General features: G+C 37.8%; 23 protein-coding genes. 16 read left to right on the forward strand and 7 right to left on the reverse strand.

The window, feature by feature from the left end; translation table 11 throughout:
* The first annotated feature begins 28 nt into the window (after positions 1–28).
* The 15 genes from ACF3OC_RS01840 to ACF3OC_RS01910 all read left to right on the forward strand — a co-directional run bounded on the left by ACF3OC_RS01840 (position 29) and on the right by ACF3OC_RS01910 (position 15,807).
* On the forward strand, positions 29–3,040 hold the full coding sequence (locus ACF3OC_RS01840; RefSeq protein WP_094255626.1) for a TAT-variant-translocated molybdopterin oxidoreductase: 3,012 nt from the start codon (positions 29–31) through the stop codon (positions 3,038–3,040).
* Positions 3,041–3,067: 27 nt separating this feature from the next.
* On the forward strand, positions 3,068–4,549 hold the full coding sequence (gene nrfD, locus ACF3OC_RS01845) for an NrfD/PsrC family molybdoenzyme membrane anchor subunit (RefSeq protein WP_094255624.1): 1,482 nt from the start codon (positions 3,068–3,070) through the stop codon (positions 4,547–4,549).
* Positions 4,550–4,554: 5 nt separating this feature from the next.
* Positions 4,555–5,091: a DUF3341 domain-containing protein gene (locus tag ACF3OC_RS01850; RefSeq protein WP_094280295.1), complete on the forward strand. Its 537-nt coding sequence runs from the start codon at positions 4,555–4,557 to the stop codon at positions 5,089–5,091.
* Positions 5,084–5,713, forward strand: coding sequence for a cytochrome c (locus tag ACF3OC_RS01855; RefSeq protein WP_306427038.1), 630 nt, complete (start codon positions 5,084–5,086; stop codon positions 5,711–5,713). Before ACF3OC_RS01850 ends, ACF3OC_RS01855 begins: the two co-directional genes overlap by 8 nt.
* Positions 5,714–5,732: 19 nt before the next feature.
* Positions 5,733–6,968 carry a quinol:cytochrome C oxidoreductase gene (locus ACF3OC_RS01860; RefSeq protein WP_094255618.1) on the forward strand — a complete coding sequence of 412 codons (1,236 nt, stop codon included), beginning with the start codon at positions 5,733–5,735 and terminating at the stop codon, positions 6,966–6,968.
* A gap of 41 nt (positions 6,969–7,009) precedes the next feature.
* On the forward strand, positions 7,010–8,365 hold the full coding sequence (locus ACF3OC_RS01865; protein WP_229678238.1) for a cytochrome c oxidase subunit II: 1,356 nt from the start codon (positions 7,010–7,012) through the stop codon (positions 8,363–8,365).
* 25 nt (positions 8,366–8,390) lie between these two features.
* On the forward strand, positions 8,391–10,265 hold the full coding sequence (locus tag ACF3OC_RS01870) for a cbb3-type cytochrome c oxidase subunit I (RefSeq protein ID WP_179221431.1): 1,875 nt from the start codon (positions 8,391–8,393) through the stop codon (positions 10,263–10,265).
* Positions 10,266–10,313: 48 nt separating this feature from the next.
* Entirely contained in the window at positions 10,314–11,372 is a 1,059-nt protein-coding gene (locus ACF3OC_RS01875; protein ID WP_094280293.1) for a heme A synthase, read from the forward strand.
* A 15-nt stretch (positions 11,373–11,387) separates the two neighbouring features.
* A complete protein-coding gene (gene cyoE / locus ACF3OC_RS01880; RefSeq protein ID WP_094255613.1) occupies positions 11,388–12,296 on the forward strand; it encodes a heme o synthase in 909 nt (302 codons plus the stop codon).
* A gap of 3 nt (positions 12,297–12,299) precedes the next feature.
* Positions 12,300–12,902: a cytochrome c oxidase subunit 3 gene (locus tag ACF3OC_RS01885; RefSeq protein ID WP_256962501.1), complete on the forward strand. Its 603-nt coding sequence runs from the start codon at positions 12,300–12,302 to the stop codon at positions 12,900–12,902.
* Positions 12,903–12,911: 9 nt separating this feature from the next.
* Positions 12,912–13,649: a cytochrome c oxidase subunit 3 gene (locus ACF3OC_RS01890; RefSeq protein ID WP_094255612.1), complete on the forward strand. Its 738-nt coding sequence runs from the start codon at positions 12,912–12,914 to the stop codon at positions 13,647–13,649.
* Positions 13,650–13,680: 31 nt separating this feature from the next.
* Positions 13,681–14,058: a cytochrome C oxidase subunit IV family protein gene (locus tag ACF3OC_RS01895; protein ID WP_094255610.1), complete on the forward strand. Its 378-nt coding sequence runs from the start codon at positions 13,681–13,683 to the stop codon at positions 14,056–14,058.
* A gap of 179 nt (positions 14,059–14,237) precedes the next feature.
* Positions 14,238–14,792, forward strand: a complete 555-nt coding sequence (locus tag ACF3OC_RS01900) for an SCO family protein (protein ID WP_392470758.1) — start codon at positions 14,238–14,240, stop codon at positions 14,790–14,792.
* A gap of 74 nt (positions 14,793–14,866) precedes the next feature.
* Positions 14,867–15,337: a DUF420 domain-containing protein gene (locus tag ACF3OC_RS01905; RefSeq protein ID WP_256962500.1), complete on the forward strand. Its 471-nt coding sequence runs from the start codon at positions 14,867–14,869 to the stop codon at positions 15,335–15,337.
* Between the two features lie 11 nt (positions 15,338–15,348).
* Entirely contained in the window at positions 15,349–15,807 is a 459-nt protein-coding gene (locus ACF3OC_RS01910) for a hypothetical protein (RefSeq protein WP_094255604.1), read from the forward strand.
* Between the two features lie 71 nt (positions 15,808–15,878).
* Here the strand turns inward: ACF3OC_RS01910 and ACF3OC_RS01915 are convergent, their stop codons facing one another.
* Positions 15,879–16,274 carry a DoxX family protein gene (locus ACF3OC_RS01915; RefSeq protein WP_094255602.1) on the reverse strand — a complete coding sequence of 132 codons (396 nt, stop codon included), beginning with the start codon at positions 16,272–16,274 and terminating at the stop codon, positions 15,879–15,881.
* 213 nt (positions 16,275–16,487) lie between these two features.
* Between ACF3OC_RS01915 and metG the strand changes: the two genes are divergently transcribed.
* Positions 16,488–18,554, forward strand: coding sequence for a methionine--tRNA ligase (gene metG / locus ACF3OC_RS01920; RefSeq protein ID WP_094280290.1), 2,067 nt, complete (start codon positions 16,488–16,490; stop codon positions 18,552–18,554).
* Between the two features lie 38 nt (positions 18,555–18,592).
* Here metG and ACF3OC_RS01925 read toward each other — a convergent pair whose 3' ends face one another.
* From ACF3OC_RS01925 to ACF3OC_RS01950, 6 genes are all read right to left on the reverse strand, one after another.
* Complete coding sequence (locus tag ACF3OC_RS01925) at positions 18,593–19,144, reverse strand: hypothetical protein (RefSeq protein ID WP_094280289.1); 552 nt, start codon at positions 19,142–19,144, stop codon at positions 18,593–18,595.
* 108 nt (positions 19,145–19,252) lie between these two features.
* The gene (gene brnQ / locus ACF3OC_RS01930; RefSeq protein ID WP_392470761.1) at positions 19,253–20,545 is read right to left on the reverse strand and encodes a branched-chain amino acid transport system II carrier protein; all 1,293 of its coding nucleotides are present in this window, start codon (positions 20,543–20,545) and stop codon (positions 19,253–19,255) included.
* A 5-nt stretch (positions 20,546–20,550) separates the two neighbouring features.
* Entirely contained in the window at positions 20,551–21,393 is an 843-nt protein-coding gene (gene folP, locus ACF3OC_RS01935) for a dihydropteroate synthase (RefSeq protein WP_094280288.1), read from the reverse strand.
* Between the two features lie 70 nt (positions 21,394–21,463).
* Entirely contained in the window at positions 21,464–21,943 is a 480-nt protein-coding gene (locus tag ACF3OC_RS01940; protein WP_094255595.1) for a DUF4920 domain-containing protein, read from the reverse strand.
* Positions 21,944–21,945: 2 nt separating this feature from the next.
* Complete coding sequence (locus ACF3OC_RS01945) at positions 21,946–22,524, reverse strand: L-threonylcarbamoyladenylate synthase (protein WP_094280342.1); 579 nt, start codon at positions 22,522–22,524, stop codon at positions 21,946–21,948.
* A 9-nt stretch (positions 22,525–22,533) separates the two neighbouring features.
* Positions 22,534–23,358 (reverse strand): 2,3,4,5-tetrahydropyridine-2,6-dicarboxylate N-succinyltransferase, encoded by an 825-nt coding sequence (locus tag ACF3OC_RS01950; protein ID WP_094280287.1) that lies wholly within the window; start codon positions 23,356–23,358, stop codon positions 22,534–22,536.
* Between the last annotated feature and the right edge of the window lie 15 nt (positions 23,359–23,373).

The raw sequence follows: 23,373 nt of genomic DNA on the forward strand, positions 1-23,373 counted from the left end.
GAATAACGGAATCTTATATATAGCTTAAATGGAAAGCAATAAAAAATATTGGAAAGGTTTAGAGGAATTGAATCAAACTCCTGCTTTTGTTGAAGGAAGCAAGAGTGAGTTTGCTGAGCCTATTCCCGTAGAAGATGTGTTAAATGAAGCTGGTTTAAGTACCAAGACACCTCGTCGTGACTTTTTGAAAGCTTTAGGTTTTGGTTTAGGGGCTGTTACATTAGCAGCTTGTAACCGTACGCCAATTCACAAGGCAGTGCCTTATGTGATCAAGCCAGAGGAAGTAACACCAGGTGTGCCTAACTTCTACGCTTCTTCCTTCAATGGTCAAAGTGTAATTGTTAGAACAAGAGAAGGAAGACCTATTTCATTGGAAGCAAATCCAAATGGAATTGGTTTGAATCAAGGTACAGACGCTTCAACATCAGCTGCAGTACTTGACTTATATGATATGTCCAAATTACAGAATCCTCAAATTGGAGGTAGAGATGTAGAATGGGCGAAATTAGATCAAGCGGTAGTTGATGCATTAAATAAAGCTCAAGCAGCAGGAAAGCAAATCACAATTGTTTCAAATACAATTAACAGTCCTTCCTCATTAGCAGCAATTGCTGCATTAGCAGCTAAGTATCCTGCAACTCAACACGTACAAGTTGATGCAGTATCTTATAGCGGTATCATTGAAGCAAACAGAGCTTCATTTGGTAAAGCAGTTGTTCCTACTTATCATTTTGACAAGGCTCAGGTTGTTGTTTCAGTAGCAGCAGATTTCTTAGGTACATGGGTAGCAGGCGAAGAGCATACACAAGATTATATTAAAAATCGTGACTACAAATCACTAAAAGGTGGTAAGATGTCACGTCATATTCAATTTGAATCAGGCTTATCAATGACTGGTTCAAATGCTGACGTTCGTATTGCGATTAAACCTTCGGAAGAAGGAGCTGTATTAATCAGCTTATATAATGCAATTACTGGACAATCTATTGCTGGTGGTACAAACAACGCGAAGGCAAAAACAGCGATTACACTTGCTGCAAAAGAATTATTGAACTCCAAAGGGTCTTCAGTAGTTGTTGCAGGATCAAACGATATCAATGTTCAAGCCTTAGCAAATGCGATCAATACAGCATTAGGAGCTTATGGAGCAATTATCGACTTAGATAATTTCTCAAAACAACATCAAGGATCTGATTCAGCATTCCAAACATTCTTAACTGCTGCTAAAGCGGGACAAGTAGGAGTAGCGATCTTCTGGAATACAAACCCAGTTTATGATTACTTTAAGGCTGATGATGTCATAGCTGCAATCAAGAAGATTGATTATACAGTTTCTTTTGCAGACCGTGCTGACGAGACAGCTTCAGAATTGAAAGCTATCGCGACAAACAGTACATTCTTGGAATCATGGGGTGATGCTTCTGCTAAAGAAGGATTATTCACGATTGTTCAACCTACTATCAATCCAGTATTCAATACGCGTCAAGCGGAGCAAAGTTTAATCAACTGGGCTGGATTGAATAAAGCTATCCACGATTTCGTAAAAGAAAACTGGGAAGCTAACATTTTGGCTGGTACAGGAAAAACTTGGAAAGATGTTTTGCAACAAGGTTTTGTTTTCAAAGGATCGACTACAGGTTCATCATATGCAGCTAATGTAGATGTAAATGCTGCTGCAACGGCGATTGCAAATGATGCAAAACGTGTTGCTGGCGGAGTAGAATTAAAAGTTTACGAATCACCAAATATTAGAGACGGACGCTGGGCGAACAACGCTTATTTACAAGAGTTGCCAGATCCAGTTTCAAAAGTAACTTGGGATAACTTTGCAGCTATTAACCCGGCAGATGCTGAGGAATTAGGTGTTAAAGAAACAGGAAAAGTTACAGTTGAGGCGAATGGTTACAAAGTAGACCTTCCAGTATTGTTACAACCGGGTCAAGCTAGAGGAACTGTTTCAGTTGCGATAGGATATGGACGTACGAAAGTAGGTAAGGCTGGTAACAATGTAGGTGTAAATGCTTATCCATTTGCTAGTTTAGTAAACGGCACGATTCAATTTACTTCAAAAGCTACGATTTCAAAAGCTTCTGGAATTTATGAATTGGCTCAAACACAAACTCACCACACTATCGAAGGTCGTAACATCATCCGTGAGACAACCTTTGCAAACTACTTAAAAGATCCTAATTCAGAATCAGGACGTTTTTCAGATAAGCACCAAACTTATGACTTATGGAATAAGTTTGAGCAGCCAGGCCACCGTTGGGTGATGGCGATTGATTTGAACGCTTGTACAGGATGTGGATCATGTATTGTTGCATGTAGTGTTGAGAACAACGTACCTGTTGTAGGTCGTGATGAGGTTCGTCGTCGTCGTGAGATGCACTGGTTGCGTATTGACCGTTATTACACACTTAATACAGGTGAAGGTAAATTAACGAAAGAAAAAGAGATTGCTAAGGCAGAAGGTTATGACTATGAGGATGTAACAGTTGTTTATCAACCGATGTTATGTCAGCACTGTGAGCATGCGCCTTGTGAGACTGTATGTCCGGTATTAGCGACAGTACACTCTTCAGAAGGATTAAACCACATGGCTTATAACCGTTGTTTTGGTACAAGATATTGTGCGAACAACTGTCCATATAAAGTACGTCGTTTCAACTGGTTCAACTACTGGAATGATTCTCGTTTTGACAATTATTTGAACAACGAGTTCACCCAATTAGTATTGAATCCGGATGTAACCACTCGTTCACGTGGGGTTATGGAGAAATGTTCGATGTGTATCCAACGTATCCAAGCTGGTAAATTGCAAGCTAAAGTGGAGAACCGTAAAGTAAAAGACGGGGATATCAAAATGGCGTGTCAATCAGCATGTTCGGCAAACGCAATCATCTTTGGTGATGCAAACGATCCAGAGTCAGAAGTTTCTAAAGCATTACGTAATGAGCGTGTTTATTATGTGCTTGAAGAAATCAACGTACAACCAAATATTGGTTATATGACGAAGGTAAGAAACACATTTGAAGCATAATTTATTCTAGACTGAAATAAAATAACTATGTCATCGCATAACGAATCAATATTAAGAGAACCATTAATCACCGGCAAGGATATCACCTATGCAAAGATTACAGATGATATCTTACTTCCGGTTGAAAATAAACCAAACAAAGCGTGGTGGATCGGTTTTACCGTAGCTGCCTTAGGCGCGATGTTATGGGTTGTGAGTGTTGGATACACGTTTTGGACGGGTATCGGCGCTTGGGGATTAAACAAGACAGTAGGTTGGGCATGGGATATCACCGACTTCGTATGGTGGGTTGGTATTGGTCACGCTGGTACTTTGATCTCCGCAGTATTATTAATTTTCCGTCAGAACTGGCGTAACTCCATTAACAGATCGGCTGAGGCGATGACAATCTTTGCCGTTATCTGTGCTGCTACCTACGTTGTAGCTCACATGGGACGTCCATGGTTGGCATATTGGATTTTCCCATTGCCAAATCAATTCGGATCATTATGGGTTAACTTTAACTCACCATTAGTATGGGATGCATTTGCGATCTCTACATATTTCACAGTATCCTTAGTATTCTGGTACTGTGGTCTATTACCTGATATTGCATCGGTTCGCGACCGTGCTACAGGTATCAAACAAAGAGTATATTCAATCTTATCATTTGGATGGAATGGTTCGGTTAAAACATGGCAACGATTTGAGATTGTTTCCTTGATTTTAGCAGGTATTTCAACTCCATTAGTATTATCAGTACACACGATCGTATCGATGGACTTTGCTACCTCGGTTATTCCAGGATGGCATACGACGATCTTCCCTCCATATTTCGTTGCAGGGGCGATCTTCTCAGGATTTGCGATGGTACAGACCTTATTGTTGATTTTACGTAAAGTAATGAACTTTGAGGACTACATTACGATGTTCCACATTGAAGCCATGAACAAGATTATCATGACTACAGGATCAATCGTAGGTATTGCTTACTTAACTGAGTTATTCATTGCATGGTACTCAGGGTCAGAATACGAGATGTATGCATTTGCAAACCGTATTGCTGGACCATATGCTTGGGCTTACTGGGCGATGATGACCTGTAACGTAATTTCACCACAGTTATTCTGGTTTAAAAAGATTCGTACAAGTATTCCTATTTCATGGATCTTATCGATTGTAGTAAACATCGGTATGTGGTTTGAGCGTTTTGTAATTATCGTAACATCATTACACCGCGATTACTTACCATCATCATGGGCAATGTTCTACCCTACATGGGTTGACGTAGGTATCTTCGTAGGATCGATTGGACTATTCTTTACCTTATTCTTATTATTCCTTCGTTTCTTACCAGGTATTGCGATTGCAGAGGTTAAGTTATTGTTGAAAAGTTCAAGCTTGCAGCATAAAACTAAACTTGTACAAGAAGGTGCATTCCCTGAGGAGCAAGTTGAATACTTCAGAGATTCATTGGAGAAATATGATTCAGTAACAGAATCGGATATTAAAGCATTACATCAAAAATAATAGCAATGAGCAATACAAAATATATACTAGGTAGTTTTGCTGATCCTGATGAAATGATGCATGGGATTGACAAGTTGCAAGCAAACAATATTAGCATTTACGATTGTTATACACCGATGCCAATCCACGGGATTGAGGCTAAGTTAGGTGTTAAACCATCAAGATTACCCATTGCGGCATTTATTTTTGGTGCATTGGGAACATGTTTAGGATTTAGTCTTTTGTTTTACACCATGTCGTATGACTGGCCGATGAACGTAGGGGGAAAGCCATCCATGCCATTACCAAACTTTGTTCCGGTAACATTTGAGGTGACTATTTTATTATGTGCCTTAGGTATGGTTGCAACGTTCTTTTTCCGTAACCATTTGTTTCCAGGACGCGCACCACGTGTAATGGACTTGAGAGCAACGGATGATCGTTTTATTATTGCAGTAGATGCAAATGAAAATACTGACCATGCGTTGATCGATGGCTTATTGAAAGAAGCAGGAGCAGTAGAAGTTAAGTACAATGAAAGAAAATATGTTAGTTATGAATAAAAAGAATTTTCTTGGAACTGTATGTGTTGCTGTGGCTTTAACAGCAGTTGTTTCTTCATGCGGAGATGGCACCACTCGCAGTGCAGGATGGGAATTCTCACGTAATATGTATGATCCGATTGCTTTTAATCCGGATCAGCCGAATAAGAATTTTAAGAACAATATTACTGCTCAAACTCCGCCAGATGGTTCTAATCCGATTGGATTTGACCGTTTTGATTACGGGAATTCTGTTGAAGAATATGAGCGTGCAGGATTGGAGTTGAAGAATCCAATTGTTGTAAATCCGACTCACTTGAAAGAAGGTGAGGCCTTATACCTAACTTACTGTGCGGTTTGCCATGGTAAAGAAGGTGCGGGTGATGGAACCATTACAAAAGATAGAGAGGTTGAAGATTCAAGAGGTAAGCGTGCTTTAGAGAACTTTCCTCCGCCGCCATCCTATCAAAAATCAGCAGGAACTCCATCTTCAAGAGGAGGACAAATGTCTGAGTTAACAGATGGTAAAATTTACCACACTATTACTTATGGTTATAATGCGATGGGCTCACATGCCTCACAATTATCTCCAGAAGAGCGTTGGAAAGTGGTAATGTATGTTCACGAATTACAAAAAAAATAATTTAACATCGATATTATAAATGGGAACTCACAATCATCATCACGATTATAATTTCAGCGAGCAATTTAAATTCGCAGGTATCGCTAAGGTCCTGAGTTTAGTTGCGATCGTTGTAGGGATAGCCGCAATTGCATTTGGCTTACTATCAAGTGACCATATAATGGTTGAGCGTACATATGCCAATTTATTATTGATGGGATATTATTTTACTTGTGTTTGTGCAGCTGGAGCGTTTTTCGTTGCCTTACAACTAGTAACTCAATCAGCTTGGTCTGCGGGATTAATCCGTATTCCACAAGCAATGGCTAGTATTTTACCAATTGCTTCAATCATTTTATTAATCATTGTAGCATTAGGTTTATCAACACATAATTTATACCACCACTGGCATGCAGATGGATTAACAGATCCAAACAGCCCGAACTATGATAGTTTAGTTGCTGGAAAATCTGCTTTCTTAAATGTACCAGGATTTTTAATCCGTCAGATTATTTTCATGGGTAGTTATAGCATTTTTGCTTTTATCCTTGCAAAGTTATCTTACAATGAGGATTTAGCAGGTGGATTAAATTCATATAAAAAGAGCTTTAAATTATCGGCTATCTTTTTAGTAATCTTCGGATTTACTACCCCAATTTGGTCATTTGATACCATCATGTCTTTAGAGGCACACTGGTTTTCAACTATGTTCGGTTGGTATAACTTCGCAGCAATGTGGGTTAGTGGATTAGCAGCGATTACTGTAATCTTAATTTTGCTTAAAAAAGCAGGTTACATGAATTGGGTTAATGAAAACCACTTACATGACTTAGGTAAATTAATGTTTGGTTTCTCAATTTTCTGGACCTATGTATGGTTTGCACAGTTTATGTTGATTTACTATTCAAACATTCCAGAGGAAACGGTTTATTTCTATAAACGTTGGGAGCCAGAATATAAGCCTTGGTTTTGGATTAACATTATTATTAACTTTGTGGCGCCATTATTAATATTGGTTGACCGTGATGCAAAACGTAAGCAAAATATGATGTTATTCGTATCGATCGTATTATTGTTGGGTCACTGGTTAGACTATTATATCATGATTATGCCGGGTACTGTTGAGAATCACAGAGGCTTTGGTATTGTTGAGATTGGTACCGCAATAGGGTTTGTTGGAATCTTTACTTTCTTAGTTCTATCGAAATTGAGCAAACATGCTTTAGTTCCGAAGAATCACCCATTCTTGGATGAGAGTTTACACCATCAAATTTAATAGAGATTAAGTTGAAATAACGTTCAAACGTGTCATAAGAGATGAAGTTTAAATTACATAACAGATTTAAGTCCTTATTTGGAGGCTTATTAGCTATTAACCTATTGTTTGCTGCTCCTGCGATGGCTTCCATTCAGGATCAAGCAGCTGATACAGCTAAGGTTGAGCAAGCGGCAACACCTGCAGTTACTGCAGATTCGGCTGCTGCCCCTGCTGACAGTTCTGCTGCGGCTGTAGCTGCAACAGATTCAGCTAGCGTTTCAGCATCAGATACTTCAGGCAGCACGGTAGTACCTGCTGCTACAACTACACAAAAAGAAGAAAAGAAAATTGATCCTCAAGTATATAAGAACTTGACTTATTATATTTTACTTTTCTTATTTATCTGTACAGTAGTTGCAGTAATTGGTAAAGTTCAGTCAATCTATGTATTGACTAAAAAAGTAAATGGAAAATACAATCCATTGGCAAATAACACGCTTCAAGCGGGATTGTTATTTGTTTTCTTGGTTGGATTTTTAGGATTTGTATACTACGGATACGCAGTATGGGGTAGCTGGTCATGGAGACCTGCAGCAACAGAGCATGGTAAGGATATCGATACGATGTTTATCATCACGACGGTTATTATTACCATCGTATTAGTATTGGTTCATATTTTATTATTAACCTTTACCTATATCTACAGAATGCGTGCTAAGCGCAAAGCGTATTTCTATCCTCATAATGATGCTATTGAGAGATTATGGACGATTGTACCAGCAGTTGTATTAACAATTTTGGTATTGTTCGGATTCTTTACATGGCGTTCAATTACTAATATCCCTGAAGATTTGAAGAAATCTGCATTACAGATTGAGGTATTAGGAGAACAATTTATGTGGACAGTACGTTATCCAGGAGCGGATGGTGAATTTGGTAAGCGTAATTACAAATTAACTACACCATTAAACTCATACGGTATTGACTATAATGACAAGACAGCGTGGGATGATGTGAAAGGTGATGAGATCGTAATTCCGGTTAACAAGCCAGTTCGTTTCCACATTATGTCTAAAGATATTATTCACTCTTTTTATATTCCTGATTTCCGTGTTCAAATCAACGCAGTACCAGGGATGACAAACTACTTCCAGTTTACACCAACCATCACAACTGATGAGATGCGTGATAAGATGAATGATCCTCAGTATAACTTCGTGATGTTATGTGCGAAAATCTGTGGAGAGTCTCACTATAACATGCAGAAAAATGTAAGAGTTGTTACAGAAGCTGAGTACAAAGAGTGGTTAAGCAAACAAGCTAAATTCTTCACTGAAGACCTTCAAAAAGAGTTTGCTCAAGCAGAAGGAGAAAACACAGAGAAGAATGACCGTATCGCGGCTTCATTAAATTAAATATAACAGAGAATTTAAATAGAATATGTCAACTACAGTTATATCGCACGACGCAGCTCATCACGGATCACATGATCACCATCATGAGACGTTTTTGACGAAGTATATCTTCAGTCAAGATCATAAGATGATTGCTAAGCAGTTCTTGATCACTGGTATCATAATGGCGGTTTTCGCTATGATCCTGTCGATTTTATTCCGTATTCAATTAGCATGGCCTGATCATGAGTTTCCAATTCTTGAGGTTTTCTTAGGGAAATGGGCTGAAGGAGGTCGTATTAGACCGGATTTTTTCCTTTCATTGGTGACCATTCACGGTACCATGATGGTATTCTTTGTATTAACAGCAGGTTTATCAGGTACATTCAGTAACTTGTTAATTCCTTATCAATTGGGAGCTAGAGATATGGCATCTCCATTGATGAACATGTTATCATACTGGTTTTTCTTTACAGCATGTGTTATCATGGTTGCTTCTTTCTTTATTGAAAGTGGACCTGCATCTGCTGGATGGACAATCTATCCTCCATTATCGGCGGTGCCTAAAGCAATTGCTGGTTCTGGATTAGGGATGACCTTATGGTTAATTTCTATGGCTTTATTTATCGCTTCACAGGTATTAGGTGGTGTGAACTACATTTCTACTGTGTTAAACATGCGTACTAAAGGTATGGAATTATGGAAAATGCCTCTTACTATTTGGGCGTTCTTCTTAACTGCTATCGTAGGTTTATTATCTTTCCCGGTATTAGTATCAGCTGTAGTTTTATTATTCTTTGACCGTTCAGTGGGTACTTCATTCTATTTATCAGACTTAGTTGTTCAAGGTACTATTCTACCTAACGAAGGTGGTTCACCTATCTTGTTCCAACACTTGTTCTGGTTCTTAGGTCACCCTGAGGTATATATCGTAGTTATGCCTGCATTAGGTTTGACTTCAGAGATTATTTCTACAAACTCACGTAAACCAATCTTTGGTTACCATGCGATGGTTTATTCATTAGTAGGTATTACAGTATTATCTTTCATCGTTTGGGGTCACCACATGTTCGTAACAGGTATGAGTCCATTCTTGGGAGGTGTATTTATGATCACTACCTTGATTATCGCGGTACCTTCCGCTGTAAAAGCGTTCAACTATATCGCAACATTATGGAGAGGAAATATCCGTTTTACTCCAGCGATGATGTTTGCAATCGGTATGGTTTCGTTCTTCGTATCAGGAGGTTTAACAGGATTGTATTTAGGTAATGCTGCATTAGATATCAACTTACATGATACTTATTTCGTAGTAGCTCACTTCCACTTGGTAATGGGTTCTGCATCTATCTTCGGTATGTTGGCAGGTGTTTACCACTGGTATCCAAAAATGTTTGGTCGTATGATGGACGAGCGTTTAGGATATTTCCACTTCTGGTTAACATTCATTGGCGCGTACTTGGTATTCTTCCCAATGCACTTTATGGGTATTGATGGAGTTCCTCGTCGTTACTATGCATTTACTGAATTCCCTTTCATGGAGAAATGGGTATCAGTTAACTTATTGATTACTTGGGCAGCAATTGTTTCAGCTGTTGGTCAGGTAGCATTCTTGTGGAACTTTTTCGGATCAATTTGGTGTGGAAAGCGTGCTCCGCAAAACCCTTGGAATTCAAATACATTGGAGTGGACTACTCCAGTAGAACATATTCACGGAAACTGGCCAGGAGAAATCCCTACAGTATACCGTTGGCCATACGATTACAGTAAGCCTGGAAATGATCTGGATTTCATTCCTCAAAGCACTCCACTTTCACAAACAATGAGTTCAAACTTATTGCATGACTGGGATGGCAATGAAGAAGGAATTGCGGCTCAAAAAGCTTACAATCGTGAGCATAACAGAGAAGAAGAAGGGTAGGTTATTACCTACCTCTCTTTATACTTTTTAATGTAAAAGGAGAGATCTATGTATCCAGCAGCTGAAAAGCGTTTTATACGGATAAATAAGATCACGATTTTCGTTCTTTTCTTAGTAATAACAGCAGGTGGTGTCGTTCGGAGTACAGGTTCAGGAATGGGCTGTCCGGATTGGCCAAAGTGTTTCAACAGGATTATTCCGCCGACCGATGTTTCCCAATTGCCTGAAGGCTATGAGCAACATTATGTTGAAGGTAGAGTAAAAAAGAATGAACGATTTGCAAAAATGATAGAAGCATTTGGCTATTCACATCTAGCAGATCAAATTCGACACGATGAAACCATCCATGAACATGAAGAGTTCAATGCTGTAAAAACTTGGACAGAGTATGTTAATCGTCTGACTGGAGTTTTAGCCGGTTTCAGTATGCTGTTTACAGCAATATATTCTTTTACTTATTGGAAAAAGAAAAAAGCCATAGCAATATGGAGCGTTCTTAATCTTATTGTCGTTGTGATACAAGCCTGGTTAGGGTCAATTGTTGTTTCAACAAACCTAACACCTTGGGTCATTACCATTCACATGTTGTTAGCATTGATAATCGTTTGTATAGCAATTCAAACGTACTATTGGGCTATCAAATTTAGGAATGACAAGTACTTGAAAAATAGAGATCAGAGTTTTACTTGGATTACATTGTTTTCAATTGCGCTATTAGTTGTTCAAGTTGTGTTTGGGACAGAAGTCCGAGAAGTGATTGATCATTTGAATCAACAAGGACTTCCTCGGAGTGAATGGATTGAATCCATTGGGTTGCCATATCATACACATCGAATCTTAGCATATGTTACTTTAGCTTTGACAGTATTTTTATACTTCAAGCTAAGAGCTTCTGAGTTGAATGGAACAGTTCAATTTAATTATGCCAAGATATCGTTAGTATTGGTTTGTATACAGATGTTGTCAGGAATTATTTTGGCAAGGTTTCATGTTCCTGCAGTTGCACAAACAGTACATTTAGTGATTGCAAGTTTATTGGTTGGAGCACAATATTATTTATTGTTGATTCTTAATAAGCCATCAAAACTTAACTCAGCAACTGTTTAAGGATATATTTTGACTATGAAGGAATTTATTTCAGATTTTAATAAACTTGTCAAGCTGAGGCTTACGCTTACAGTTGTGTTCTCTGCTTCGATTTCGTTTTTAATTGGAGCGACACAGCAAGGAGATATAATCTGGTTTAATTGGGCATTATTAACGATTGGTGGGTTTTTAGTAACTGGTGCGGCGAATGGATTTAATGAGATCATAGAGAAAGATCTTGATAAATTAATGAAGCGTACCGAGGATAGACCACTTCCAGCAGGAAGAATGACCACTGGACAGGCATTGATTTTAAGCGTGTTCATGGGAATTGCCGGAACGTTAATCTTAGTGAGATTGAATTTTATTGCAGGTTTACTTTCAGTATTTTCAATTTTCTTGTATGCATTTGTGTATACCCCGTTAAAACAAAAATCACCGATCGCCGTTTGGGTCGGCGCAATACCAGGAGCATTACCTCCACTAATTGGATACTATGCTGCATTTAAATCCGCAGGTTTCGGATTGGCATATGCAGAAGTTAGTGAACAAGCAGTAGTTATTACTCCATTGGTTTTGTTTGCAATTCAGTTCTTTTGGCAATTTCCCCATTTTTGGGCCATTGCTTGGGTGTCGGATGATGATTATAAAAGAGCAGGTTTTAGGTTATTACCTACAACCAGAAAGGATAAATTATCAGCATGGTTTATTTTAATATCATGTTTGTTAATGATTCCAATTGGTTTTCTACCAATGTATTATGGAATAGGAGGTTGGGTATTTACCATCTTATCCTTAATCGGTGGATTACTTTTCACCTGGTATGGTCTGCAACACTTACAAAAAATGGAAGTAAGTACAGCAAAGAAGATTATGTTTACATCTTTTGCCTACTTACCACTAACACAGTTAGTATTGTTGTTTGACTTTATACCTTTTAAATAAAAAATGGAATTACAATTATCTATGGATAAGCAAGAGTTGATGAATGAGGAACTACTAAAATCAAGAAAAGCAAAGAAATTTAATCTTTGGCTTGGAATGATCGGGATGTTCATGATGTTTGCTGCTTTAACCAGTGGATTTATAGTATATACCGCAAGTGGAGTGGATAAAGGGATTAAAACTATTCTACCACATGCATTTATTTATAGTACCACGGTAATTGTATTGAGCAGTATTAGCATGCACTTTGCTTACAAAGCGGTAAAAGCTAATCAGATAGCAAAACAAAAGATCTTTTTACTAATTACTATCGTATTAGGTATCGTGTTCTTTTGGTTGCAAGTTGAAGCTTGGTCTGTGTTGTTCCACAGAGGGATAACTTTTGTAAACAGCAATGCATCACAATCGTTCATTTACGTATTTACAGGCTTACACTTAGCCCACATCATAGCCGGAATATTGGTGTTGGTTAGATGTTATATTGGAGCAGTTAGGAAGATTGCTTTGGATAACAACATTTTCCGGATGGAACTTGCCTCGATTTTTTGGCATTTTCTAGATCTATTATGGATTTATATTTATGTTTTCTTACTTTTGAATCAATAACAGTAAACAATGAGTACAACAGTATCGCAATTGGATAAGGTAAAACAAGGACCTTGGAGCGGAGGTAAATCACCTTGGAACTTAGAGTATGGAAAGATCATGATGTGGTTTTTCCTAGTATCAGATGCATTTACATTCTCTGCATTCTTGATTTATTATGGTGCTCAAAAATTTGCGCAACCTAGCTGGATTGATGCGGATAAGGTATTCCAATCGATTCCGGGGATCGCTGATTCAGGCCAACCATTGGTTTTCGTGGGTATCATGACCTTTATTTTGATTATGTCTTCCGTAACGATGGTATTAGCCGTTGAAGCAGGACATCGAAATTCGAAACAAGAGGTTGTTAAATGGATGTTGTGGACTATTTTAGGTGGTCTTATGTTCTTAGGCTGTCAAGCTTTAGAATGGTCTCACTTGCACCACATGGGATTCTGGTTCGGTCAAAACCCTGCTACGGGATTAGAAGATACAGATGCCATCGTCACAGCATTACAGCCTTACTTTACTAAAGACATTTCCTACACAGCTGCACTGCAGTTCTCTAACTTATTCTTTACCATTACAGGTTTCCACGGATTCCACGTATCAATCGGTGTATTGTTGAACATTATCGTGTTGAGCATGACCTTAAACAATACGTTTGAGAGAAGAGGAACTTACTTGATGATTGAAAAAGTAGGTTTGTACTGGCACTTTGTAGACTTAGTTTGGGTATTCGTATTTACCTTCTTCTACCTAGTATAATTTTTGTAGGATTTAAAAAACATCATTGAACATGACTAATCACGAACATATATCAGAGCACGATGCGCATGCGCATGGCGAAGGAATGGATAAAAAACGTATCTGGAGTGTATTCTTTGTTCTATTAGCTTTAACAGCATTAGAATTCTTAATCGCTTTAGGATTTGTACACCACTGGGGAATCCTACAAAAAGGTATGCTAGTTAATGTAATTTATATTGCATTGACATTAGTAAAAGCATATTACATCGTAGCATTCTTCATGCACTTGAAGTTTGAGAAATCTAGCTTTATTGTCACCTGTGCTGTCGTATTTTTCTTTATTATCTATTTCATTATATTAATGTTGGTTGAAGGTGGTTATTTACACACTGTAATGACTCATCAGCCTACTTTCCCACATAAATAAGCATATAAGTAATGAGTAAAACTACTCGTTCGAAAAATATATCAAAATTAATAATCCTGGCACTTGTTCTATTTGTGCCAGGTTTTTTATATATACTGGTTAACAAAATGGGCTCTAATGAGTATCTAAAGTTACCAGTGTTCGGAGACAAAATACTTTCTGGTGAAATGAGGCGAGTAATGGGGAGAGAAATCCCGGATACTATTTTTCATCAGTTATCCCCGGTTGAATTCATGAATTATGATGATAAACCGGTGAAATTTCTAGGAACAGATACAGCCGTATCTGTGGTTCATTTATTTTATACAAGAGATCAAGGATTATCAAAACAGCTGGTTCACGATATGAGTACCATTGCTGCTAGATTCAAATCTAATCCGAAAGTTGAACTATATTCTATTTCTGTAGATCCTCATGACTCTGCATCGGATCTTCAAAAGTATATTGCCCCTTATCAAAAAGGAATCAATCCACATTGGTTCGTTGTTAATAAACCAAGTGTAGATATCTTTGATTACGCAAGGTCGTCCATGTTAATAGAAGCAATGGCAGTTCCGGGAGATAGTAGCAAATTTATTATCAGTAATCAATTTGTTCTGATTGATTCGCAAAAACGAATTCGTGGTTTTTATGATATCTCATTGAGATCTGAATTAGATCGTTTAGAGGATGAAATTAAAGTTCAATTAGTAGAAGAGGTTAGAAATAATCCATTAAAAGTAGAGAGAAAGTAATTATGGGAATGACAGAAGAAGAAAAGAAATATAAAGGAATAATTTGGACCTTGTCTATTATCATTCCTCTAGCAGTGGCAGCGTTATTTGGCATTAACCTTAAGAAAATGGGCTACGATGTAGAACCACTTAGCTTTTTGCCTCCTATCTATGCGACCATCAATGGACTTACTGCGGTTTGTTTAGTTATTGCAGTAGCTGCGATTAAGCGAGGAAATGCAAAAATGCATGAGAACCTGATTAAGTTATGTATGGTTTTCTCATCCTTATTCCTATTAATGTATGTAGCCTACCATATGACGTCCACTTCGACCAGTTATGGAGGAGAAGGAGTCATTAGATATGTGTATTTTTTCATTCTTGTGACACATATCATTTTATCGGTGATCATTATCCCATTCGTATTATTTACTTTTGTTAGAGGGATTGCTGGTGCATATGAACGCCATAAGAAATTGGCTCGCATCACTTATCCAATGTGGCTTTATGTTGCAGTAACAGGAGTAATTGTATATCTTATGATTTCTCCTTATTACACTCATTAATAATTTGAGATATGAAAAAAGTTTGGATTTATCAGGCAGATCGTTTTTTTACTCAACCGGAGCATGAAATAGCTCAGGCTAAGTTAGATTCTTTTATCAAAGAGTGGACTGCACATGGTAGTCAATTGGCTGGTAAGGCAGAAATTATTAATAATTTGTTTATTGTTCTTACAGTAGATGAAGAGATTGCTCAGGTTACCGGTTGTTCAATTGATAAATCTGTAAGGATTTTGAAAGAGTTGGAGGAAGAACTTAATATAGGATTGTTCAATAGAACACTGATCAGCTATAGAGATAATGAAAACAACATTCAATTGGTGTCAAGAGATGTGTTTGAAGCCTTGTGCAAAGAAGGTGAAGTGAATGCTGATACTATAGTTTTCAATAATTTAGTTCAGACAGAAGGCGATTTAGCAGAAAAGTGGGAGGTACCAATGAAAGACAGTTGGCACGCCACGGTATTTAAATAATATTCTTTTTTTTATAAGATATATAAGGCTCTACTGTTCAGTAGAGCCTTTTTATTTTTATGTAAAATCTATTATTTCTTATCAATACTAAGTTTACCTGGCCCCATAATAGCGAAGGCAATATAAACGATCATAAATTCAATTGCATGGGATGCACCTGATAATCCATCCCCTTTTGCCAAGTGGTTCAAGGTAGCGACTAACATGGTTATTGCAAGAATTATTGCTGCTGGGCGTGTCCATAATCCGAGCATCAATAGTAAAGAACCTAATGTTTCTGCTAATCCGGCACTGAATCCGAAAACCGTTGGCATGAAATCTATCCCTAAATTTGCCATTGATTTTCCAATTCCAGCCCATCTTTCGGGGCCACCCATTAATTTTTGTAAGCCATGAAATGCAATCATCGTCAATCCGAATCCTAAGCGAATGATCAATAGTCCTAAGTCAATTCTTGAATTTTTCATAATTATTAATAGTTATTGTAACTGAATCGAAGATACGTATTCCTAAAAATAGCATTCTTACCATAGATCAAGAAGATAATTTTTATGATTAAAAAAATTATTTTGGCTATTCTTCATGAAAATGTCCTAAGTGATAGTAGAATACTTCAATTTGCCTTATCTTTGTTCCCTAAGCCAAAAGGGCTCTTTATTAAACATTAATTTGCAATCAAATTGGATATATTTAGTAAACAACGTTATACCATTACTTCGGCCTTGCCATATGCTAATGGCCCATTACATATAGGTCACCTTGCTGGAGCTTATATTCCCGGCGATATTTTCGTACGTTTCTTGCGCTTGAACAACAAGGATGTTGTTTATGTATGTGGATCCGATGAGCATGGGGCGGCTATTACCATCAAAGCAAAAAAAGAAGGTGTAACGCCTCAAGAGATTATAGATAAATACAACCAACAGATCAAAGAAAGCTTTGAAGAGTTCGGTATTTCATTTAATATCTACCATCGTACGTCTGAGCCAATCCATCATCAATTATCGCAAGAATTCTTTTTGAATTTATATGAAAAAGGTGAATTTATTGAGCGATTCTCAGAACAATATTACGATGAAGAATATCATCAATTTCTAGCAGATCGCTATATCGTTGGTACCTGTCCGCATTGTGGAAATGAAGGAGCTTATGGTGACCAATGTGAAAAATGTGGTACTTCCTTAAATCCTACGGATTTAATTAACCCAAAATCTACACTTAGCGGAAAAGCACCTGTACTTAAAGAAACCAAACACTGGTATTTGCCATTGGATAAATATCAACCATGGTTGGAAAAATGGCTGATTGAAGGCAAAAAGAATGAGTTAAAATCAAATGTATTTGGACAGTGTCAGTCTTGGTTAAAATCAGGATTACAACCACGTTCAATGACTAGGGATTTAGACTGGGGAGTAGATGTACCATTGAATGAAGCGGAAGGAAAGAAACTATATGTATGGTTGGATGCTCCGATAGGCTATATTTCTGCCACAAAACAGTGGGCAATTGATGAAGGAAAGGATTGGGAAAAATATTGGAAGCAACAACCAAATGCTGAAGATAACTCCACATTAATCCATTTTATTGGTAAGGATAATATCGTTTTCCACTGTATTATCTTCCCTGCAATCCTTCATGCTCATGGAGAATATATTCTACCAGAGAATGTTCCTGCAAACGAATTCTTGAATCTAGAAGGCGATAAACTATCTACTTCTAGAAATCATGCGGTATGGTTACATGAATATTTAGAGGAATTCCCAGGAAAACAAGATGAATTGAGATATATGTTAACCTCGATTCTACCGGAAACTTCAGACTCTGAATTTACCTGGAAAGATTTTCAAGCACGTGTTAACAATGAGTTAGTCGCTATTTACGGTAATTTCGTGAACCGTGTGATGGTGCTTTCGCATAAATATTTTGATGGAAAAGTCTTGTTGGGTTCTCCATTAACAGAATCGGATTTAGCGGTTCTTAAAGAACTTTCTGCTTTGCCAGATTTGATTAAGCAATCCCTTTCGCAATACAGATTCCGCGAGGCATTGGCTCAATTTATGAATGTTGCCCGTTTGGGGAATAAATACCTTGCTGATGAGGAACCATGGAAGGTCATCAAACAAGATGAGGAACGCGTGAAAACAGTTCTTTTTGTGGCTAGTCAAATCGTTGCAAACCTTGCATTGCTAGGTCAACCATTCTTGCCATTCACAAGTACCAAGGTATTTGAGATGTTGAATCTTGCGGCGAAGAACTGGGATGATGCAGGTAAATCGGATTTATTAGAATCAGGACATCAATTAGGTGAAACCCAATTATTGTTTGATAAGATTACAGACGAACAAGTAGAATTCCAACTGAATAAATTAGCAAATGCGAAGGTGAGCAATGCTTTGGCAGCACCGAAAGCAGAACAAAAAGCTAATATCAACTTCGACGAGTTCATGAAAATGGATATCCGTGTTGGAAGAATCTTAACTGCGGAAAAGGTAGCTAAAACTAAGAAATTATTAAAACTGACTATTGACACAGGTATTGATAAGCGCACTGTAGTTTCGGGAATTGCGGAATACTTTACTCCTGAGGAGATTGTTGGTAAACAAGTTTCTATTTTGGTGAATTTGGAACCTCGTGAAATCAAAGGAATTCAATCACAAGGAATGATCTTGATGGCGGAAGATGCTGATGGTCGTTTAGACTTTGTAAGACCAAGTACTGATATCTCCGCTGGTAGCATCGTGAGATAATTAGATACGCTAAGAATATATTGAGAGGTAGCCAATAATCAGGCTACCTCTTTTTTATTTGGGTCAGTTCCATTGTTTTCTTTGAAAAAATAACTACCTATAGTCCTTGATCCAAAGATCAAAAAGAAAGCAAATACCAAGCGAATCAAGGCAATCCAGAGGTAATATCTATCAAAACCGAAATCATCAGCATTGTTTTGGACTACCATAACCTGACGGATTATTCCAGAAATAAAAATTGGGAATTCTGTAATCATCAGGTAAACCCCAAAGGATATCAAGATCACTCGAAAGCTATTTTGAGTATTCCCTGAAAAATCAATATCCTCTTCATTCCTAAAGGTATCCTGAGGTAATTTATTCAATATTTTATCCGTCTTAAAAACAAAAAAATATGAAATTGTGAAGACGATCAAAAAGTATAGTATGTTTAATATTAAATCAGAATAATTTTCTAGCTGAAATGGCCTTTCAAAGGAGTATGGAATAAATAGATAAATGAAAAGATTCTTTAAGCTCTCCAAGCTATAGATAAAAATAAATATCCCAATGGCTTTAAAAAGGAGGTCATATACGTTTCTGGCTTTCATAATTTGTTGGTTTTATGCAAGTTAGTGAAATAATGCTGTTATAAAAAACGATAGCAGATCAATTTTGATCTGCTATCGTTTTTAATATTGTCCGTATTCTTATAAGACTTATTCTTTTGATTTTCCAGTACCACTGATAAGTACCATGAGCACAAATAAAACAAAGGAAGGTACTACCCAACCCAATTCATATTTAAAAAATGGAGTATGATTTAAAGTTGAAAGAGTGGTCTCACTCAATAAGTTAAAATGCTTTGCTAAAGATAGAGTTGCAATCACCGTAGAGGCGATCAATGCTGCCACGTATGGCTTTTTATTCTTCACAAACGTTCCAAAAAATACCGTGTAAAGAACTAGTGTAATCACAATTGGGTAAACAAAAGTTAAAATTGGATAGGCAAAAGTGATAATATTATCCACACCAGTGATCGATAAGATACAAGATGCAATACAACATACAGTCACTAATACCTTATAGCTCAATTTCCCATTGGTCAAGGTCGAAAAGAATGTTCCGACTGCTGATGTCAATGCGATTGCTGTTGTCAGACATGCTAATGCGATACTGATGGCAATGGCGATCGTTCCAAAAGGTCCCATGATAGCACGGGAAATATGGATTAATAGTTCAGATCTTTTAATCGCAAGATCTTCAATTCCAGAAGTTGCACCCAGGTAGATCAAACCACCATAAATAATAAATAAACAGGATGAAGCCAAGATTCCAGCGGCAATAACCACTTGGTTCTTGGATTTAATAGTTTTGTAACCCTTCGTACGAGAGGCTGTAATAATGATTCCCGCAAAGATTACTGATGCTAATACATCCAATGTTTGGTAACCATCTACAAAACCCAAGGTAAAGGATTCAGCAGTATCCAATGAAGACTCCTTAAAATCTGACATTGGCGCAAATACGCCCATTCCAATCAGGCTAATCAATAAAATTAACAAGAGTGGAGTCAAAATATTACCGATGATGTCGACGACTTTCGAAGGTGCTATCGTAAGCAACCAAGTAATTGCAAAAAAGCCAATAGAGGTCCATAAGGGATCTGAATTGGGAAAGGAAGGTAAAATTCCGACCTCAAAAGTCGTGGCTGCTGTTCTTGGGATGGCAATCAATGGGCCGATACATAGCATGATGATGGTCCCTAGAACTGGGGAAAGGAAATGATTGATCCGAGTTCCTAAATCCTGGAAAGATTCTCCTGAATTGACAACTGACAAAATCCCGAAAAAAGGTAATAGTATCCCAGTCAGTCCAAAGGCTAAAATGGTGATCCCGACATGATCTCCAATTTGTATTCCGATATAGGGTGGGAGTAATAGGTTTCCAGCTCCGAAGAACATGGCGAATAAAGCAAATCCGATGGTGATAATATCTCTCGTTTTCTTCAAAATAATCAAGTGTAAAAAATTTCAATTAATTGTTTGGCTTCCTTGACATCGTGAACCCGCAATAGTTGGGCTCCTCGTTCAAGCAATAAGGTGTTAAGTGCGATTGTTCCAGGTAATACTTGGTCGGCGGTAGAATTGATTTTTTTATAAAGCATAGACTTTCTAGAAATACCTCCCAGAAGGGGCAATCCAAAATAGTGCAGCTCATTGATGCGTAACAGCAAATCATAATTTTGGTCTATGGTTTTTGCAAATCCATATCCAGGGTCAAGAATAATATCCTTTACACCCAACTGTCTTAATTTGGCGATACTATGCCCTAAACTAACGGCTACATCATTGACAACATCATCATAATCGGTCAATTTTTGCATAGTCGCAGGTGTTCCGCGCATATGCATTAATATATATGGTACTTGTAGTGTTGCTACGGTAGTAAACATTTCCGGATCCAAGGTCCCACCTGAAATATCATTGATAATATGGACGCCAGCATCCACACAGGCTTTAGCCACATCAGCACGAAAAGTATCGATAGATAGAATCGCTTTAGGAAAATGTTTATGAATGGATTCAATAATAGGGATGGCACGGTCCAATTCTTCTTGAGGACTAATTTCCTTTGCTCCGGGGCGACTTGAATAAGCTCCAATGTCTAGAATATCAGCACCTTCAATTAATAATTTCTCCGCATGGGCAAGAGCTAAATCTTCCGATTGATGCTGGCCGCCATCAAAAAAAGAATCTGGTGTCAGATTTAGAATCCCCATGATTTTTGGAGTTTCAAAGGTCATAAGTTGATTGCCGAGTCGGATGCTCTGGCAAGGAACGGTCTGAAAAACTGACATTTACGTAAGATTAATAAAAAAATAAGGCTGCAAATTCGCATTTGCAGCCCCCAAAATAAGTCTTTTAAGTCTACTTTACAACTAGAACACCATCGGCAACTAGTGAAATGTCTTTTCTAGGCTTGTCGATCTTGGCAATTTCTTCCTTGCTCTTGCCCATATCTTCAGCATAATGCTTCTGCCATTCAACCGTAGTTTCTTTAACTTTAGCTTTTCCTTCCAGAACAACAGTTTTTCCAATTAGGTCCTGCGGAACAAAATAACCATAGTCCGTAAATCTTACCATGATAGGTTCTTTGCCGGCTTCTGTCTTTAAAGTCAGAAAACATCCCTTCTTGGTACAAACCTGAACCACTTCACCCTCAACTTTTCCGGTGTAAGTCTCCTGGCTAGCTAAGTTCTTTTCAAGTTGCTTAACAGTGATAGCGCCTTTTTTATCTACTTTTTTCCCGTAATTCACTCCAGCCTTTGCCGGTTGAATTGCAGTCTGCGCATTACTGATAGCAATAAATGCTAATGCACAAATAAAGAATGAAATAATCTTTTTCATATTTACTTTCTTATAAATTCAAATTTACCACTAGGGTCCAACTTCATAATCGTAGAGGCAGTCCCATTCGACAACTCTTGTTGACCAAATTTAACCACATAATCTACGCCTTGTATTATATCTTCAGATATTTCTGAAAAATTCCTGGCTGAAGGCTCTCCACTGATATTTGCTGAGGTCGAAACGATTGGCTTACGAAACCTTTGTAACAGTTGCTCACAAAATGGATGATTGACCACCCGAATACCAATACTACCATCCTCTGCAATCGCATTCGGCGCTAGATTTTTAGCATTGGAGTAAATAATCGTCAATGGTTTTTCGCTAGCTTCCAATAACTCATAAGCTACTTCAGGAACCTCACGCACATAACTAACCAATTGATTATCATTACCCAATAGGATAATCATGCTCTTGCCTTTATCTCTACCTTTTAAAGCAAATATTTTCTCTACCGCCTCAGGATTCGTCGCATCACAACCAATTCCCCAAATCGTATCAGTAGGATAAAGAATCAAACCACCAGATTTTAATGTTTCTAAGGCCTGGTTTAAATCTTCCTTATCTATATAAGGTCTCATTGCCATGGATTAAACCGCAACATTGTGATCACGAAGCGCATCATTCAATGATGTCTTCTTATCTGTAGATTCCTTACGTTGACCGATGATCAATGCACAAGGAACCTGATATTCTCCTGCTGGGAATTTCTTGGTATATGATCCTGGAATAACCACTGAACGTGCGGGAACATATCCTTTATATTCAATAGGCTCAGGACCTGAAACATCAATAATCTTAGTCGATGCTGTCAATACTACGTTTGCACCTAGTACAGCCTCTTCTTCAACGCGAACACCTTCAACAACAATGGCTCTTGAACCTACAAATACGTTGTCTTCAATAATTACTGGAGCAGCTTGAACAGGCTCTAATACCCCACCAATACCAACACCACCGCTCAAGTGAACATTTTTACCAATCTGTGCACAAGATCCAACAGTTGCCCACGTGTCAACCATCGTTCCTTCACCCACATAAGCACCAATATTTACATACGAAGGCATCATGATAACACCTTTCGACAAGAATGAACCATAACGCGCAGATGCTCCTGGTACTACACGAACTCCTATTTCCTTGTAATTCGTTTTCAGTTTCATCTTGTCATGGTAAACAAACGGATCATTCTTGATCACCTCCATGTTACGGATAGGGAAGTAAAGAATGACAGCCTTTTTAATCCAATCATTAACATACCAAGACTCACCAACTGGCTCAGCAACACGTAGTTCGCCTTTGTCCAAATGTTGGATAACGAACTCAATGGCTTCGTAATATTCTTTGTACTCTAATAATTGTCTGTTTTCCCAAGCTTCTTCTATTAATTTTTGAAGGGTTGTGTTGTCTAGCATAATATTGTTGAAACT

It is taken from the genome of Sphingobacterium cellulitidis, assembly GCF_043187465.1.
GTDB classification, from domain to species: domain Bacteria; phylum Bacteroidota; class Bacteroidia; order Sphingobacteriales; family Sphingobacteriaceae; genus Sphingobacterium; species Sphingobacterium cellulitidis.

Excerpts from the sequence above, each read along its gene's own strand:
- ACF3OC_RS01875 (WP_094280293.1), top strand. The coding sequence starts at position 10,314 with ATGTATCCAGCAGCTGAAAAGCGTTTTATACGGATAAATAAGATCACG.
- ACF3OC_RS01860 (WP_094255618.1), top strand. The coding sequence starts at position 5,733 with ATGGGAACTCACAATCATCATCACGATTATAATTTCAGCGAGCAATTT.
- ACF3OC_RS01885 (WP_256962501.1), top strand. The coding sequence starts at position 12,300 with ATGGAATTACAATTATCTATGGATAAGCAAGAGTTGATGAATGAGGAA.
- ACF3OC_RS01850 (WP_094280295.1), top strand. The coding sequence starts at position 4,555 with ATGAGCAATACAAAATATATACTAGGTAGTTTTGCTGATCCTGATGAA.
- cyoE (WP_094255613.1), top strand. The coding sequence starts at position 11,388 with ATGAAGGAATTTATTTCAGATTTTAATAAACTTGTCAAGCTGAGGCTT.
- ACF3OC_RS01915 (WP_094255602.1), bottom strand. The coding sequence starts at position 16,274 with ATGAAAAATTCAAGAATTGACTTAGGACTATTGATCATTCGCTTAGGA.
- ACF3OC_RS01900 (WP_392470758.1), top strand. The coding sequence starts at position 14,238 with ATGGGGAGAGAAATCCCGGATACTATTTTTCATCAGTTATCCCCGGTT.
- ACF3OC_RS01865 (WP_229678238.1), top strand. The coding sequence starts at position 7,010 with ATGAAGTTTAAATTACATAACAGATTTAAGTCCTTATTTGGAGGCTTA.
- ACF3OC_RS01950 (WP_094280287.1), bottom strand. The coding sequence starts at position 23,358 with ATGCTAGACAACACAACCCTTCAAAAATTAATAGAAGAAGCTTGGGAA.
- ACF3OC_RS01910 (WP_094255604.1), top strand. The coding sequence starts at position 15,349 with ATGAAAAAAGTTTGGATTTATCAGGCAGATCGTTTTTTTACTCAACCG.
- ACF3OC_RS01925 (WP_094280289.1), bottom strand. The coding sequence starts at position 19,144 with ATGAAAGCCAGAAACGTATATGACCTCCTTTTTAAAGCCATTGGGATA.
- ACF3OC_RS01895 (WP_094255610.1), top strand. The coding sequence starts at position 13,681 with ATGACTAATCACGAACATATATCAGAGCACGATGCGCATGCGCATGGC.
- ACF3OC_RS01870 (WP_179221431.1), top strand. The coding sequence starts at position 8,391 with ATGTCAACTACAGTTATATCGCACGACGCAGCTCATCACGGATCACAT.
- ACF3OC_RS01855 (WP_306427038.1), top strand. The coding sequence starts at position 5,084 with ATGAATAAAAAGAATTTTCTTGGAACTGTATGTGTTGCTGTGGCTTTA.
- ACF3OC_RS01940 (WP_094255595.1), bottom strand. The coding sequence starts at position 21,943 with ATGAAAAAGATTATTTCATTCTTTATTTGTGCATTAGCATTTATTGCT.
- ACF3OC_RS01840 (WP_094255626.1), top strand. The coding sequence starts at position 29 with ATGGAAAGCAATAAAAAATATTGGAAAGGTTTAGAGGAATTGAATCAA.
- folP (WP_094280288.1), bottom strand. The coding sequence starts at position 21,393 with ATGTCAGTTTTTCAGACCGTTCCTTGCCAGAGCATCCGACTCGGCAAT.
- nrfD (WP_094255624.1), top strand. The coding sequence starts at position 3,068 with ATGTCATCGCATAACGAATCAATATTAAGAGAACCATTAATCACCGGC.
- ACF3OC_RS01890 (WP_094255612.1), top strand. The coding sequence starts at position 12,912 with ATGAGTACAACAGTATCGCAATTGGATAAGGTAAAACAAGGACCTTGG.
- ACF3OC_RS01945 (WP_094280342.1), bottom strand. The coding sequence starts at position 22,524 with ATGAGACCTTATATAGATAAGGAAGATTTAAACCAGGCCTTAGAAACA.